General features: G+C 39.5%; 12 protein-coding genes. 6 read left to right on the top strand and 6 right to left on the bottom strand.

The window, feature by feature from the left end; all coding sequences use genetic code 11:
- Positions 1 to 205: 205 nt before the first annotated feature.
- Entirely contained in the window at positions 206 to 667 is a 462-nt protein-coding gene (tnpA, locus tag A33Q_RS15650) for an IS200/IS605 family transposase (RefSeq protein ID WP_040490553.1), read from the top strand.
- Entirely contained in the window at positions 654 to 827 is a 174-nt protein-coding gene (locus A33Q_RS22215) for a hypothetical protein (protein WP_016255391.1), read from the top strand. Before tnpA ends, A33Q_RS22215 begins: the two co-directional genes overlap by 14 nt.
- Before the next feature lie 334 nt (positions 828 to 1,161).
- Here A33Q_RS22215 and A33Q_RS15645 read toward each other — a convergent pair whose 3' ends face one another.
- Together A33Q_RS15645 and A33Q_RS15640 are read right to left on the bottom strand one after the other, a co-directional pair.
- Positions 1,162 to 1,569: a DUF779 domain-containing protein gene (locus A33Q_RS15645; protein WP_009034727.1), complete on the bottom strand. Its 408-nt coding sequence runs from the start codon at positions 1,567 to 1,569 to the stop codon at positions 1,162 to 1,164.
- A 163-nt stretch (positions 1,570 to 1,732) separates the two neighbouring features.
- Entirely contained in the window at positions 1,733 to 3,259 is a 1,527-nt protein-coding gene (locus A33Q_RS15640; protein WP_009034726.1) for an aldehyde dehydrogenase family protein, read from the bottom strand.
- Positions 3,260 to 3,397: 138 nt separating this feature from the next.
- Here A33Q_RS15640 and A33Q_RS15635 point away from each other — a divergent pair, with 138 nt between their 5' ends.
- The 3 genes from A33Q_RS15635 to A33Q_RS15625 all read left to right on the top strand — a co-directional run bounded on the left by A33Q_RS15635 (position 3,398) and on the right by A33Q_RS15625 (position 7,763).
- Positions 3,398 to 4,321 (top strand): AraC family transcriptional regulator, encoded by a 924-nt coding sequence (locus A33Q_RS15635; protein ID WP_009034725.1) that lies wholly within the window; start codon positions 3,398 to 3,400, stop codon positions 4,319 to 4,321.
- A 464-nt stretch (positions 4,322 to 4,785) separates the two neighbouring features.
- Complete coding sequence (locus A33Q_RS15630) at positions 4,786 to 5,520, top strand: glycosyltransferase family 2 protein (protein WP_009034724.1); 735 nt, start codon at positions 4,786 to 4,788, stop codon at positions 5,518 to 5,520.
- The gene (locus A33Q_RS15625; protein ID WP_009034723.1) at positions 5,517 to 7,763 is read left to right on the top strand and encodes a lipid-A-disaccharide synthase N-terminal domain-containing protein; all 2,247 of its coding nucleotides are present in this window, start codon (positions 5,517 to 5,519) and stop codon (positions 7,761 to 7,763) included. Before A33Q_RS15630 ends, A33Q_RS15625 begins: the two co-directional genes overlap by 4 nt.
- 3 nt (positions 7,764 to 7,766) lie before the next feature.
- Here A33Q_RS15625 and A33Q_RS15620 read toward each other — a convergent pair whose 3' ends face one another.
- Positions 7,767 to 8,699, bottom strand: coding sequence for a sugar phosphate isomerase/epimerase family protein (locus A33Q_RS15620; RefSeq protein WP_009034722.1), 933 nt, complete (start codon positions 8,697 to 8,699; stop codon positions 7,767 to 7,769).
- 315 nt (positions 8,700 to 9,014) lie between these two features.
- Between A33Q_RS15620 and A33Q_RS15615 the strand changes: the two genes are divergently transcribed.
- Positions 9,015 to 9,773 carry an LOG family protein gene (locus A33Q_RS15615; protein WP_009034721.1) on the top strand — a complete coding sequence of 253 codons (759 nt, stop codon included), beginning with the start codon at positions 9,015 to 9,017 and terminating at the stop codon, positions 9,771 to 9,773.
- A gap of 152 nt (positions 9,774 to 9,925) precedes the next feature.
- Here the strand turns inward: A33Q_RS15615 and A33Q_RS15610 are convergent, their stop codons facing one another.
- The 3 genes from A33Q_RS15610 to A33Q_RS15600 all read right to left on the bottom strand — a co-directional run bounded on the left by A33Q_RS15610 (position 9,926) and on the right by A33Q_RS15600 (position 15,232).
- Positions 9,926 to 11,713, bottom strand: a complete 1,788-nt coding sequence (locus A33Q_RS15610; RefSeq protein WP_009034720.1) for an SLC13 family permease — start codon at positions 11,711 to 11,713, stop codon at positions 9,926 to 9,928.
- Between the two features lie 18 nt (positions 11,714 to 11,731).
- A complete protein-coding gene (locus A33Q_RS15605; protein WP_009034719.1) occupies positions 11,732 to 12,559 on the bottom strand; it encodes a ZIP family metal transporter in 828 nt (275 codons plus the stop codon).
- Between the two features lie 249 nt (positions 12,560 to 12,808).
- On the bottom strand, positions 12,809 to 15,232 hold the full coding sequence (locus A33Q_RS15600; protein ID WP_009034718.1) for a TonB-dependent receptor plug domain-containing protein: 2,424 nt from the start codon (positions 15,230 to 15,232) through the stop codon (positions 12,809 to 12,811).
- Positions 15,233 to 15,643 lie beyond the last annotated feature (411 nt).

Raw genomic sequence — 15,643 nt, 5'->3', positions numbered from 1 at the left:
GTTTTATTAGTCAATGCTCATGGGCATGACCGATGTAATAGCCCGGTAATCTATTGCCGGGTAAAGAATGGTAATAGGGTAACCAAAATGCCGTCGGCATGAGTGATCTGAAAATTAAACGGATAAGTTTTGACCATATCTCTGAAGTTGGGATTCTATTATTTAAATTTTAAGGAGTTTTTATGGAATTTTAAATTTTAGAGTTATGCCTAACACGTATTTTCAAATGTATGTTCAGACAGTCTTTGCTGTTAAATACCGTGAATCTCAAATTAAGCCGGAATGGAAATCTCAATTATTTGAAGTGATAGGTAACCTTATCAATGAGGTGAATTGCAAAACATTGATTGTTAATGGGGTAAGTGATCATGTTCATTGTTTATTCGGATTCAGACCTGTTCATTCTATTTCTGAAATTATGCAAAGTGTGAAGGCAAAATCTTCAAAATGGATAAATGAGAAAGGATTTTTAAAGAATAGGTTTGAGTGGCAAGAGGGATATGGGTCTGTTACTTATAGCCATGGCCAAGTTGATGTGGTTTTTAGATATATAAAAAATCAGGAAAGGCATCATCAAAAGGAAACCTTCAAAGATGAGTATGTCGGGATGTTAAAAAAGTATGGGGTTAATTATGATGAAAAGTACCTTTTTTATGAACCGATATAATTTTAATCATCCCTACGGGATTTTTGGGGGGTGGGCATGGACCGGTCCAGAGGTTGAAACCTCTGGTTATAAGATAGTCCGTCCCAATGGGACTGGTTTGAGTTTTATGCAGACTTTGTTTTTGGGTTCGGGTTTTATTAGTCAATGCCCATGGGCATGACCGATGTAATAGCCCGGTAATTTATTGCCGGGTAAAGAATAGTAATAGGTTAACCGAAATGCCGTCGGCATGGACGATTTTACATTAGGATATGGGTCATCCCTACGGGATTTTTGGGGGGTGGGCATGGACCGGTCCAGAGGTTGAAACCTCTGGTTATAAGATAGTCCGTCCCAATGGGACTGGTTTGAGTTTTATGCAGACTTTGTTTTTGGGTTCGGGTTTTATTAGTCAATGCCCATGGGCATGACCGATGTAATAGCCCGGTAATTTATTGCCGGGTAAAGAATAGTAATAGGTTAACCGAAATGCCGTCGGCATGGACGATCTGAAATTATCCTTCTTCCAGATACTCCTCGCCTGTTTTGGTGGGAACAAGATTTTCAAGCTCCTCCATAGTAAACATTCGGGATCTGATCATAAAGCGAACCCCCATTGGGATTTCTAAGGAAAAGCTGCTTCCTCTACCCGGAGTTACATCTAAAGTCAATTGGGTGTGTTTCCAATACTCAAATTGATCTTCATTCATAAAAAAATCACAACCATAAATCTTCCCCATCCATACATCACTTCCTCCAACTTTAAAATCACCTTTTTCAAAACACATAGGAGAAGATCCATCACAACAGCCACCGCTTTGATGGAACATTAATTCTGTTCCAAAGCGTTTCCTCAGGGTGTCAATGACATCCATAGATGCTTCTGTGATAAGGATTCTGGGAGTGTATTGTCTTTCGGTCATGGGAATTTTTGAAGAAATGAGAAAATATAAGCGAGAAATAAGAATCAAGAGATAAAGCCTACTCAATTTAACAGCAAAATAAGAATCAAGACAAAAGATGGAAGTTCCATCTTCTGCCTTGAGTTCTCTTATCTTAAGTCTTTTGCTTTAGATCTTATGTCTACTAAAAGAAACCAAGCTTGTTCTTGCTGTAAGAAATCAGCATATTCTTGGTTTGACGGTAATGGTTGAGCATCATGAGATGATTTTCCCTGCCAAATCCTGACTTTTTGTATCCACCGAATGGAGCGTGAGCAGGGTAAGCGTGATAGCAATTCACCCAGACTCGGCCAGCTTTGATAGCTCTTGGTACCTGATAGAGTTCATGTGCATCTCGCGACCAAAGTCCTGCTCCCAAACCATACATGGTGTCATTGGCGATTTCTATGGCCTCTTCTGTAGTTTTGAAAGTAGTCACAGAAGTAACCGGTCCAAAGATTTCTTCTTGGAAAACTCTCATTTTATTGTGCCCTTTGAATATGGTAGGCTGTATATAATAGCCAGTTTCCAATCCTGAATTAAGGCTGGCTTTTCCACCTCCACACAATACTTCAGCACCTTCTTGTTTTCCTATGTCTAAATAGGAAAGAATTTTTTCAAACTGATCATTGGAAGCCTGAGCACCCATCATAGTGTCTTCTGCCAATGGATGACCCATTTTGATAGCTTTGGTTCTTTCCACCACTTTTTCCATGAATCTATCATAAATGTCTTCATGTACTAAAATTCTAGAAGGGCATGTACAGACCTCGCCCTGATTCAAGGCAAACATCACTGCGCCTTCGACAGCTTTATCAAAAAACTCATCATCAGCGTCGGCGACAGACTTCATAAAAATATTAGGGGATTTCCCGCCTAGTTCCATTGTGACAGGTATAAGGTTTTCAGAGGCGTATTGCATGATCAACCTACCTGTAGTGGTTTCTCCTGTGAAGGCCACTTTGGTTACTCTTTTAGATGTAGCAAGAGGTTTACCGGCTTCAGGACCAAATCCCGTAACTACATTCAATACCCCGGGAGGAAGAATGTCAGCGACCAACTCCATCAATACCATTATACTTGTTGGAGTTTGCTCTGCGGGCTTTACCACTGTGCAACATCCCGCAGCTAAGGCCGGCGCAATTTTCCAGGTAGCCATTAATAGCGGGAAATTCCATGGTATGATCTGTCCCACGACTCCAAGCGGTTCGGATAGAGCAATACTTACAGTATGCTCATCATGCTCAGAAATGGTACTTTCATCTGCTCGGATTACCCCGGCAAAATACCTGAAATGATCAACGCACAGAGGTAAATCTGCTGCTCTGGTTTCTCTAAGGGCTTTACCGTTGTCAATTGTTTCCACACGGGCGAGCATTTCCAGATTTTCTTCAATTACGTCCGCTATTTTATTTAACAAGCGTGATCTTTCGGCAGCAGAAGTCTTAGACCAAGAAGGAAAAGCAGCATGCGCTGCATCTAAAGCTTTCTCTACATCTTCTTTGTTACCTCTTGCAGCTTTGGAAAAAGGTTTACCATCGATAGGAGAAATATTGTCAAAATACTCTCCTGATGCGGGAGCCACCCATTTGCCTCCTATAAAATGATCATATTTTTCTTTGATTCTAGGCCTGTCCACAGGCTTCGCTTCAGATAAGGTTAATGTTGTCATAATTTTTTTTGATTATTTTGGATTTAGTCAAATTTACTTCAATAATTTTTCGAAAAATCCACCTAACCTATCATCTTATCGACCCGTTTTGATTAATGTGTCTTATTTGATAATTTTAAGGATAACCCAAAATCAACCATGCTAAAAACCAACTATATCCCCTGTGTGCCTTGGAGAAATGAAAGGGATTTGAAAACACTGGTTGAAAATAGAACAACCTACACCCTGCATGACTGTGAGCTGAATATTTTTGAAACACACCAAGAGGCCAAAGATGTAAATCTGGTATTTGGAGACCTTGTCCTGACCACTATGCTGAAAGGTAAAAAGGTGATGCATCTTTTTGAAAAACCAGGTTTTGACTATCTCCCCGGTGAATCAGTGATTGTTCCGCCCAATGAAGTGATGCGTATAGATTTTCCTGAAGCAAAAATGGATAATCCTACCCAGTGCATTGCCTTGTCCATTTCCAAAGAAATGATTGAGAATACTTTTAATTTGCTCAATGAAAGGCTTCCTGACAAGGAGCTGACCAAAGAGTGGGGTCTCGATTTGTCTAACTTTCACCTCATTAATACAAAAGACCTTTCGGAGATCATCAACAGGTTTATCAGAATCGGCGTTAAAGAAAGATCCAAAGAAAAGGATCTCATAGCTTCATTTGCTTTGAAAGAGTTGTTAATTCGGCTTACGCAAACCCAAGCCAGAGATATGCTGGAGAAGACTTACCAATCATTGGCCTCTTCCAATAGACTGGCTTATGTGGTAGATTATATCAAAAGTAACATCAGGGAAAATTTCACTTTGGACCAACTCAGTGCAAAAGCTTGTATGAGTAAGGCTCATTTTTCCAGGACTTTCAAAAACGAGCTCGGTATAAGTCCAATGGAGTATATCCTGAAGGAGCGCTTAAAATTGGCGAAAAATTTCCTCAAACTAGGCACCAAACAAATCCAGGAAGTATGCTACATGTCCGGGTTCAATAACCCCACCTACTTTATCAGAGCCTTTAAAAACGAGTTTGGAATGACACCGAAAGTTTTTCAAAATCAGTATCCATGACCTTGGATTATTTTTACTTTATCAAATTGTTAAAAAATATTTTATGGTTTTTATGGACTTTCCGATAGGTTTTTTTAAGTTTAGAAAAATTTGGTAGTGAAAAAACGCTAAAAGTTTGAAAATTACCAATTTTTATATGGCTGTAGTCAGTTACAAATAAACCCACATTTGGAGTCTTTTGCAAAGACTCCTTTTTTTATGCCTTATTTTTAAACCAGTTTTTAACAAAATCACATAGAATTGATGAAAATAGGTTCAAAAATTAACCGGTATTTTTAAAATTTACATTTTTGATGGATTTACGGACCTCGTAGTGCTTGATATTTCAGGATTCATATATTTTTTTTTGAATTCAGCTTGAAATTCCAACCAGACCAAAGGAAATTTCATAATTCTGTAAAAACGTTGCAATAACTAATTTTTCTATTCAAAATAGGTATATTTGGCGATAATTTTTGATCAGCATGAAGGCACTCACTGTAATCATACCGGTTTTTAATGAAGAGGGAAATATTCCCAGAATTCAGGAAGCTCTTTCCTCCTACATGGAAAAATCGGCTTTTCTTGTATTTGGATTGTTTGTCAATGACGGCTCCAAGGATAAGAGTCTTGCTTTGATCAAAAAAGTATGCGAGGAAGATTCCAGGTTTGGATTTGTGTCTTTCGCAAAAAATGCGGGACTAAGCACAGCCATCAAGGCAGGATTTGACCATGCTGTAACTAACTGGGTAGGGTATATGGATGCAGACCTGCAAACAAGCCCGGAGGATTTTCTGAAGTTTGAGTCTTTTGTGGAAGAATACCAGCTTGTGACTGGGGAGAGACAGGATAGGAAGGATGGCTTGGGAAAGAAGATCTCTTCCAGCTTTGCCAACTGGTTCAGAAATAGTTTTCTCCAAGATGGCATGAAGGATACAGGATGCCCACTGAAAATATTCAATAGGGAATTTGCTCAAAGGCTTCCTTTTTTCAATGGGGTTCATAGATTTTTCCCGGCTTTGACACAGATTTATGGAGGTCAGGTTAAGGTTGTTCCTGTAAGGCATTTTGCAAGAACGGAGGGTGTGTCGAAGTTCAATGCCTTTAACAGAATGATACAGCCTTTTTTGGATACATTGTTGGTGCATAGGTTGAAGAAAAGGTACATCAAGTACCAAGTGAATGAATCCAAACTTTTTCTACCAAACATCAACAAATGAACAGTCAGGTTTTATTGGCTCTAGGTCTTATAGCGCAGGGCCTTTTCGCGTCGAGGTTTTTGGTACAACTGGTTAAGTCTGAAAAGGCAAACAAGGTAGTTTCTCCCACGCTTTTCTGGCAATTGAGTTTGATCGCATCATTTCTCCTGATCACCTATGGCTTTTTTAGAAATGATATAGTGATCGTAGGAGGTCAACTTGTAGGCTATCTGATTTATATCAGAAATCTCCAGCTAAAAGGTGAATGGATCAAGATTCCAAAAATGATTAGGCTATTTGCTTTTTTACTGCCATTTCTGCTTCTCTTATTTTTGATTTTCGGCTTGGACTATGACTGGAACGGACTTATAGATAATCCCGAAATTGAAGGTTTTTTACTCACTTGGGGCACACTTGGGCAATTGATCTTTACTTCCAGATTTGTAGTTCAGTGGGTTTATTCTGAAAAATTGAAAGATTCAGTATTCCCAGTTTCATTCTGGTACATCAGTACTTTAGGGGCATTGCTAATAGCCAGTTACGCAATCATGAGAAATGATGCTGTACTGTTTATCGGTCAGGGTTTTGGGTTGATTGTTTACTTACGAAACCTATATCTTCATCACAAAACAAGCTTCGGAAGGTCTAAGTCGCTTTTTTTAAAATTTAAACCCTACAGATTTCCAGCCTTGATGATTTTCACAGCAATTGTGCTCTTTTTCAACCTGGATAATTGGACTGTGACTGAAAGCAGCGAGGCAAGGTATGCGCAGATTGGAAAAGAGATGGTGGAATCCGGAGATTATCTTCACCCGACCCTGATGGGTATTTATCATTACCATAAGCCTCCCATGACATATTGGATTACTGCTGTATCTTACAAAATATTCGGTGTCTCTTCTTGGTCTGCTAGGTTTTTTCTTCAGGTAGCATTGTTGGCCATGCTGTTTTTGGTTTACAGGATCGGGCTGGTTTATTTCAGCGACGATAAGAAAGCATTCTACAGTTCAATGATTTTTGCGGCTTTCCCAACTTATATCATTGCCGGAAGAGCATTGACCACTGACGCTTACCTTGTGGTATTTGTTTTGTTGGCGGTTTACTTTTGGTTAAAATACCTTGAAAATTACAAGTCTTTCTTCTTACTCCTTTCTTACTTCATGTTGGGTTTGGGTTTTCTCACCAAGGGGCCGGTGGTATTGATAGTTCCGGTAATTCTGACCTTGTTCAGTAAATTTTATCTGAAGGAAAAGCAAGGTCCTTGGTCTGTTCACATTTTAGGATTTGGTATTTTTCTCACTTTGGGTTTGAGCTGGTTTGTTTTCCTTTTTCTGGAAGACCCTCAATTTCTCGATTATTTTGTTTTCAAACATACAGTACAGCGCTTTGCTACAGATACTTTTAGCAGGAGTCAGCCAGTATGGTTTTATCCTGCCTTGCTAATTGGTACGGCCTTTCCGTGGATTCTGATTCTTGGATTCAATTTCAAAAGAATATGGAAGTCAAAGGATACTCAAGTAATGTTTTTGATGGCTTGGATTATAGTTCCCTTACTCTTTTTTTCTATCAGTAAGTCTAAATTGATACTATACATTTTACCGATCTATCCTGGAATCGCTTTAGCTGCGGCAAAAGTTTGGCTGGGTTTAGATGAAAAGAGTCATAAGAAGTGGGATAGGATTCAGTTTGGGTTTCATGTTCTGATTCTAATAGGCCTGGCCATAAGTCCCTTGATTGATTCCAATATTGTTTTGAATTATAAATTTTTCTTTATCCTGGTTATTACGGCTTCTTTGTTGGTCTCCTTAAGGGCAACTTCTCTGAAAGTGGTGGATAGAACAGTATTTACTGCGTACCTATTTGTAATGGGAGTTACTGCCTCCTCATCTTATTTCTTTGGAAGCAATCCAGGATTGATGAATGACCAAAAACGTATTGCTGCATTTATTGAAGCGGAGATCCAGGGTTCGGAAAACATACTTGTTTATGACAAAAGAATGCCATCCATGTCATTTCTTACCGAGAAAAACATCATTTCTCTCTATGATGGTGATGAAGGTTTGAACAGGGAGGTACAGTTTGAAAAAGGTATAGCATGGAAATCAAATCTGATCAACCTTCAGGATGAACCTGATTGGCTGATCAAAAATTCTCCTAAGAATTCGGTTATGATGGTCAAGAAAAACAAATTGAAAAAGCTGGGGAGTGTTCACTTAGTATTTGAGAACAGTATCGAAATCGATGGGTGGATTTTATACTATTAAGGATTAGGCCACCAGACCCACTTCTTTTGCTTTTGACCTGATGTAGTTAGCTCCTTGAAGATATTCTTCCGCAGTTTCAAGGTGTTCCATCATAACAGGGATGTGTGGGGATTTTTTTATTTCAATCATAAATGTCCTGTAATCCATCATGCCTCTGCCGGGAATCACCTCTTCAAATTGAGGCATGTAGGTTCGTTCTTTCAAAATTAAGTCTTTTGCATGACAGCTTTTGATATGAGGGCCAAGTTTCTCAAAACACTCTTTGATCAGGTTACTATTTTTGTAAAATACCGCAGGACTTACCATCATATTAACGGGATCGAGATGGACCCCAAATGCCTTCCTATCTATAGCCTTGAGTAGCTTCAGGTAAGAGTCTGGGTTTTCTGGGAAAATCCAGGGCATAGCCTCCAAGGTGAAAAATGTCCTTTTTGGATCCACTTCATCTATGATTTTTCTTGTTGTTTCTACAATTTGGTCAAAGGTATCTTCAGAAAAGTTGTCAGGGTGTGGCCCAGCCCAGTTTTCCCTGTTATTACTTCCGGCAATATTTACACAGCAATTAGCACCAATATCCTCAGCCAACTGCAGGGAATCAACACATTTTTGAAAAGCAGCTTGAGCTGTTGACTTGTCAGGGCTGATAGGATTGGACCAAGCGCCTACCTCTGCAATGATGATATTGGCTTCTTTTGCTGCAGCCTCATAAGCCTGGATCGTTTCTCTTGAAGCATCAATACCTACCGGACAATATGCAGCCCTGTAATTTGATTTTTTCAAAGCTTGAATCCATGAATCAGGAGAATCATATTTTTCAAATACCGGCCCGCCAAGTCTCAGTGAATTATTTTCTTGAGCAGACCAAAGGAGGGTGGGAGAGGTGCTTAAACCAAGAACGGAAATGCCGGTGATTTTGGAAAACTGTCTTCTTTTCATTTTGCTTGGGGTTAAAAGGTGTTAAAGATCATGATTATCCGCTTTCTTGCCTGTAGAACCTAAATAGTGGAATAAACCTATGGTTTTAAGCCGATATCAATGAGTATCCAACTTACCTGCGGCAGGCAGGTATATATTAGTATCGGTTTGATCCAGGCCTTATTTAAATTTGCTAGTAGTCTAATTGCGGATATGCATATTAAAGATAAGAGGATTTCTCTTTTTAGTTGAAGAAAAGAGCGAATGAATTCCCATCAGGTGAATTGGCTTTAATCTTACTTTGCTTAAATTGGAAATTCAACAAAATGACAACTTATGCTCAAAGAAAAGCCAAAATCGTTTCAACCCTTGGTCAATCCTGAGGAAGAAGAATTTTTTGCCGGACCACAGACAAGATGGAAGGAGTTCAAATTTGTCGTCAAAGTTGTTCTTGAATTTATAAGAGGATTCAGGATCTTACATTTTATAGGGCCATGTGTGACCGTTTTTGGCTCAGCAAGATTTGAGGAAAAGGACAAATATTATCAGCTAGCGGTAGAAGTAGGAGAGCGGGTAAGTCAGATGGGCTTTGCAGTAATGACGGGTGGAGGCCCGGGAATCATGGAAGCTGCCAATCGTGGGGCAAAAAACTTTGGAGGTAAATCTATTGGGTGTAATATCATCTTACCTTTTGAGCAACATCCGAACCCTTACTTAGATAAGTGGATGAATTTCAAATACTTTTTTGTCCGAAAGGTTTTGCTATCCAAATATAGTTATGCTTTTGTGGTCATGCCAGGAGGCTTTGGTACTTTAGATGAGTTTTTTGAAGCACTTACCCTGATACAGACCAAAGTAATGAGAAGATTTCCTGTCGTTTTGATGTGCAGCGATTTCCATGAGCACTTGTTTGATTATATCCAGCATTTGGCAGAATATGGTACTATTGATAAAAAGGACTTGGATTTGTTTTTACTCACAGACTCTATTGAAGAAATGGAAAATCATATTAGAAAATATGCCGTAGAGGGCTATGGACTGAAAAGGAGGGAAGACCTAAACCCTAACCCAATTCTGGGAGAAGAAAAAATCTGAAAGTCATCTTCTTCCATGATGAATTTGTTTTTGTTATTGATTCAAATTTCATCATTTAATAATTCAATGCATGTGACTTAAGTTGCAATAGATTTTAAAACTCATTTGTTTCTACCCATTGAATAATGCTGTTAGCCTTTAATTTGGCTGTATTAGAGTGGCCAGAAAAACAAAATCAAAGGTATTGCAGCAATAGTGATTAAAATGGAAATAGGGAGTCCCATTTTGAAATAATCCTTGAATGCATAACCCCCGGGCCCCATCACCAAAGTGTTGGATTGATGTCCAATGGGAGTGAGAAAAGCTGATGAAGCTCCCACTGCTATTGCCATCAAAAAAGGATCAGAGGAGACACCTAGACCTTGGGCAATATTGAGGGCTATAGGAGCCATAAGAACTGCTGTGGCAGCATTGTTGATCACATTAGAAAGCAACATGGTAGTCACAAAAAATAAACCCAGACTAGCTTCAGGCGGTAACTCAGCTCCTATTTCCAACATCAGATTAGCCAGAAAATTAGCCCCACCTGTGCTTTCCAGTGCTGTCCCTAATGGAAGCATGGCTCCGAGTAAGACGATGACCGGCCAGTCTATTTTTTGGTATAGTTCTTTGAGATCCAAAGTTTTTGTGACAACCATGGCAAAGGCTGCCAGTGTAAAGCTGATCTGAACCGGAAGTAAATCAGTAATAATCAGCCCTATGGAAATGATGAATATGCTCAGTGCAAATACAATTCTTTTTGGCTTACCTATAGAAAATCCTCTGTCAGCCAATGGAAGACAGCCCATAGATTGCAGGCTTTCATTCATTTTCTCGGCATTGCCTTGTAATAATAAGACGTCCCCAACCTTAAATTTGACATGGTCTAACCTTTTCTTGATTTTTTTCTCTTGCCTCGATACAGCGAGTAAGTTGACCCCAAATCTATTTCGCATCCTAAGACTGACGGCTGTTTGATTAGATATGGGAGCATCGGCCATTACTACAGCTTCGACAATGGAAATTTCTTCACTTCCTATGGCCTTTTCTGGCTTATTATCTTTTTCACTTTCTTTGTTTGCTACAAGTGTGCATTTACTTTTTTCAAGGAATGTTTTTAAATCATCACCATCACTTTCAATGGAAATTATATCTCCTTCTCTCAATACCATATTCATATCAGGTGCATGCATCAGGTAATTGCTCCTTACTACACTCAATACCTGTATGTCTCCATCAGTGATTTCCAATATTTTTAATAGAGATTCCCCTTCTAATTCAGAATCTTTTTCTATTATGATTTCAGTAATATAATCTTCTATGTCGAAGTAGCTCTCATCTTTTTTATTCCCACTTATTCTTTTTGGAATTAGCCTCCAGCCAATGAAAATAATGAAAAGTAGCCCTGCCAGGGAGACGCCTAAGCCTACAGGAGCAAAATCAAACATCGAAAATGAACCCTGCATTTCTTTATTTCTAAAGCTGGCAATAATAATATTTGGAGGAGTACCGATAAGCGTAATCATTCCTCCTAGTAAGGAGGCAAAGGCCAGGGGCATAAGAAGTGACGAAGGTGAGTTACCGCTTTTTTTAGCTAAATGTAGTGCCACAGGCATCATGACAGCAAGGGCCCCCACATTGTTCATAAAAGCCGAAGCGATACAAACTGTCACACAGAGGACCGCTATCTGTAAGGTCAGGTTATTTCCTAATTTGATTATCCATTGGCCAATCAGGTCTATTAACCCTGAGTTTTGAAGTCCTGCGCTTACCACCAAAATCACAGCGACTGTGATGACAGCAGGGTGAGCGAATCCAAAAAATGCTTCTTCTACGGGTATTATTTCTGTAATGGTGAGAATTAATAAGCAAAATATAGCAACCACGTCATGCCTGAACTTTCCCCAGATAAAAAGAACCAAAGCAAGAATCAACGTTCCAAAAACAATATTCAACTCCATAAATTAAAAACTTTTATCCTAACCAATTCCTACATCCAAAATCATCATGATCGTAAAGCCCAACATAAAGCCGAGAACAGCTAAATCTGTGTATTTATCTCTTTGAGTTTCAGGTATCACCTCTTCTACCACTACATAGATCATAGCTCCTGCCGAAAATGCCAGAGCATAGGGTAAAATATTTTTCATATATACTACTGCCAATGCGCCAACTACCCCTGCGATAGGTTCTACCATTGCAGAAAGCTGGCCAAACATGAAGCTCTTGGTCCTACTGGCTCCGTTTCTTCTTAGTGGCATTGCTACAGCCATCCCCTCTGGGAGGTTTTGGATTCCTATACCTATAGTCAATGCTATAGCTGCCGTTAGGGTCGCTTGATCCAGGTTTAGGGCAGCAGTTCCAAACAACATTCCAATGGCCAAACCTTCAGGAATATTATGTAAGGTGATGGCTAAAAGCAAAAGGGTAGATTTGTGCCAATTGGTAGGGATACCTTCAGATTCACTTTTGGAAAAGTTGATATGTAAATGAGGAAGTAATCTATCTAAAAGGAATATGAAAAGTCCTCCTAGTAGAAATCCCCCAGCCACAGGAGCCCAATGCAATCCAGGGTGAATCTCCTTTGCATATTCCAAAGCTGGTGTCAAAAGAGACCAGAAGCTGGCTGCAATCATCACTCCTCCAGTAAAACCAAGCATAGTGTCAAATACCGAGCGACGGATAGTCTTGAAGAAAAAAACGATGGAAGCGCCCATTGCAGTCATCAACCAGGTAAAAATAGTCGCCACTAAGGCAGATTTTACCGGCCCTTGCTCATAGGCCCATACTTCAATAGATTCGATCATATTTATTAAGTAATCAGGTATTTGAGCTTAAGTAAGCTCGGTAAGAATGCCCGAAAAGAATCTTATACTTACTAGAAAGATTATCAGACTAGCTATATTTCAATACTCCGGATACCTTCCCAAGATTCATTTTGAAATTTTAAATCAGGCTTTAAATTCATGAAATATCTCTGTTTTTCTGATCACTTACAATGTATTGAATCATATTGTAGAAAAAATGATAGCAAGCATCAATATTTTTGAATCTTTCTAAAAGCCGGCAATTAGGGAGATGATAAAATTTCTGCCGGGGGCTGCTATACCCGAACCGTAGGTTCTAAACCTCACATCGCTAATGTTTTCCACACCGGCACTTAGTGATACATTTTGGAGTAATTGATAAAATCCCTTTGCGTTGACCGTAGCCCAAGAGGGACTGAAAGGGTTGCCATTTTCATCGATTGCATATAACTCAGGTTTTCCCCTCTCTTCCAAAGGTAGCTGGTCAAATGAAAAACCTCCTGCGTACTCGGTGTAAAGTTGCGCTCTATACTTATCTTTCTTGAACTCCAATCGGGTTACTCCAAATGTAGGAGGAGCATGTCTGGAAGGACTTTGTATACCGTTTTCCATTTCTTCTACCCCCTTTTGTATATTGATTCTCGAAGATAGCGACAGGTTTTGTGGAAGCTTGATTTCCAATGCAGCTTGAAGGCCAATAATCCTTACAAAGGCAGCATTCTGCAAAGCCAATACCCTGCTTAGTTCCCCGTCATAAATGATACTGTCCTGGCCATTTAAAGTAGCTTCTCTCCTTACAAGTGCATTTTCCAATAAAGTGTAATAAGCTGTCAAGTCAAACATAATGTTTTCATTGATTACTTTGCCAGCATTGATTTCCAGATTATATGCATACTCTGCCTTGAGATTGGGGTTGGGAATCATTACTGTGCCTGGTTCAGAATCGAAGACTTTTCCAATGTCATCCACATTTGGTGCACGGAATCCTGTGGATGCATTGAGGTGAAAAGTCCAGGTATCCATAGGTGTATATACCCATCCTGCACTTGCCGTTAAGGCTCCTTCTTCATTACTGCTTTGGGAAAATGGTAAAGGGTAAAACTCCTGATTGGCACTGAAGTCAGCACTTATTCCAAACCTGCTGTACCTCAATCCAGTCTGAATTAAAGAGGAAGGGCTGAGCTTCTTTTGATATGTAGCATAAGCTGCATAAGAATTCCAGCTCGCCATAGGGTATCTTGCCGCTGTATTTCTCATATCGCCTGTCAGGATATTTTCAGATTTTCCGGTTGAGCGTACTTCATTCCAGATATATTCCAGTCCATAAAAAACCTTGGCGTCATTAGGAAGCTCTTTCATAAAGTCCAAGTTTGCTGAGTAGGCATCCACCTCTTCTATACGGGTTCTCCTGTTGGGGTTGTTGAAATTTCGATCTATCCTGCTTTCTTCAAAATTTTGCACTGCAAGACTCAAAGTAAATTGATCGTAAAGACTGGCCTCTTCTGCTGTATGGGAAATTTTCAAATGATTCATCATCCAGGATTGAGGACCGTATTTCCATTCCCCTGATGCTGGTAGCCCATTTGGACGAACCCTAAGCAGTCGGTCGTATCTATCAAATTCCGAGCTTGCTGAGTAGTGAAACCCATACTGGAAATCCCATTTTTTATTGGATGAAAACCTGATCTTTTGCATCACATTAAATTGATCATATCTGGTCGGCACCTGAACCAGGGGATCAGGGTTTTCTACAACAACATCCTGATTTCCATCCCTGACGACCAAGTTAGGCCTCAGAAAAATATCAGGCCCCCTACTGCCCATTCTCAAGTCTCCATAATCGTTGCGACTGATGCTGGTGACCGCAGCCCATTTTTTGCCGCCGTATTTGAAATGTGCGTGGCCTGTTTTTTCATTGTTGGCAGTACTTGTTCTTAAGGCTGTACTTCCTTTGATATAAAAATCTTCTTCTTTAGAAAGCTCAGCCTGTAAAGTCTGAAAGCTCATCACAGCACCTATGGCATCACTACCGTAAATGATGGATCCAGGGCCGAAAAATACCTCCGTACTTTCTGTGGCAAAAGGATCAAGTGAAATTACATTGTGCAGATTACCACTCCGAAAGATGGCTGTGTTCATCCTCACTCCGTCTACTGTATATAGCAAGCGGTTGGTTGAAAATCCTCTGATCATTGGACTACCCCCACCTTGTTGGCTTTTTTGGATAAAAACCTCTCCGGATATTCCTAGCAGGTCAGCGGCTGTCTGTGGGTTGAGTAATTCCCGTTCTTCTTTGGAGATAGAAGTGATTCTTGCCGGAATTTCCTGCCTTGATTGACTCCACTTGGTAGCGGACACCACTGCTTGTTCCAAAGCTATGGTACTGGATTCTAGATAGACTGTAAATTCTTTGGCTTCAAGTTCGGCAAACGACCTTAGCTTTGGTTTGTAGCCATAAAGCCGTATTTCCACTTTCTCGGACTTGGAGAATGAACCCAAATCCACTTCGCCAGACTCATCTGTAAATTCAATGATGTTTTTTTTGGACTGGGAAACAGCCACAAATTCAATGGGTAGACTGTTTTCCTTGTCCAAAACCTTCAAGGTCTGGCTTTGAACATTTTCAAAACAAAGTAAAAAAACTATGGAGAAAATAATAACTCTCAAAATCATTACTAGGGTAATTGGATAAGCTCAATATTACCGTAAATTAATTTATTATCCAGCCTCTTTTGGATTACCTTGAGTTTCTTCTGAGGAGTGGATAATATCATGTTTTAACCTGATTTATTTAAATAAATTTATAGAAATAACTTTGCTCTGAAGTGTTCAATTTTCATTGGGTGAAAATCCTAAGGTTTGATTTTGTAAATGGAATTTGATTTTAAATTCAGTTCATGTCTGATTGATCAAATTAGTATGAAGATTTTAATCTGACATGATTTTGAGCCTACACAGGTGGTAATTGTTTTACATCAGCGAGAAGCCTCTGAATTTTTTCAATCCATTTTCTAAAGTGATACAGCAGGATTGCTTCATTCACTTGAAACAGTTAGTTTCATGATTATATTTTTAATTGTACTA

Origin of the sequence: Indibacter alkaliphilus LW1, from assembly GCF_000295935.2 — a bacterium.
In the GTDB taxonomy this organism is placed as follows: Bacteria; Bacteroidota; Bacteroidia; order Cytophagales; family Cyclobacteriaceae; genus Indibacter; species Indibacter alkaliphilus.
This window is presented reverse-complemented; position numbering and strand designations above follow the sequence as displayed.

Excerpts from the sequence above, each read along its gene's own strand:
- A33Q_RS15630 (WP_009034724.1), top strand. The coding sequence starts at position 4,786 with ATGAAGGCACTCACTGTAATCATACCGGTTTTTAATGAAGAGGGAAAT.
- A33Q_RS15635 (WP_009034725.1), top strand. The coding sequence starts at position 3,398 with ATGCTAAAAACCAACTATATCCCCTGTGTGCCTTGGAGAAATGAAAGG.
- tnpA (WP_040490553.1), top strand. The coding sequence starts at position 206 with ATGCCTAACACGTATTTTCAAATGTATGTTCAGACAGTCTTTGCTGTT.
- A33Q_RS15600 (WP_009034718.1), bottom strand. The coding sequence starts at position 15,232 with ATGATTTTGAGAGTTATTATTTTCTCCATAGTTTTTTTACTTTGTTTT.
- A33Q_RS22215 (WP_016255391.1), top strand. The coding sequence starts at position 654 with ATGAACCGATATAATTTTAATCATCCCTACGGGATTTTTGGGGGGTGG.
- A33Q_RS15615 (WP_009034721.1), top strand. The coding sequence starts at position 9,015 with ATGCTCAAAGAAAAGCCAAAATCGTTTCAACCCTTGGTCAATCCTGAG.
- A33Q_RS15605 (WP_009034719.1), bottom strand. The coding sequence starts at position 12,559 with ATGATCGAATCTATTGAAGTATGGGCCTATGAGCAAGGGCCGGTAAAA.
- A33Q_RS15625 (WP_009034723.1), top strand. The coding sequence starts at position 5,517 with ATGAACAGTCAGGTTTTATTGGCTCTAGGTCTTATAGCGCAGGGCCTT.
- A33Q_RS15620 (WP_009034722.1), bottom strand. The coding sequence starts at position 8,699 with ATGAAAAGAAGACAGTTTTCCAAAATCACCGGCATTTCCGTTCTTGGT.
- A33Q_RS15610 (WP_009034720.1), bottom strand. The coding sequence starts at position 11,713 with ATGGAGTTGAATATTGTTTTTGGAACGTTGATTCTTGCTTTGGTTCTT.
- A33Q_RS15640 (WP_009034726.1), bottom strand. The coding sequence starts at position 3,259 with ATGACAACATTAACCTTATCTGAAGCGAAGCCTGTGGACAGGCCTAGA.
- A33Q_RS15645 (WP_009034727.1), bottom strand. The coding sequence starts at position 1,569 with ATGACCGAAAGACAATACACTCCCAGAATCCTTATCACAGAAGCATCT.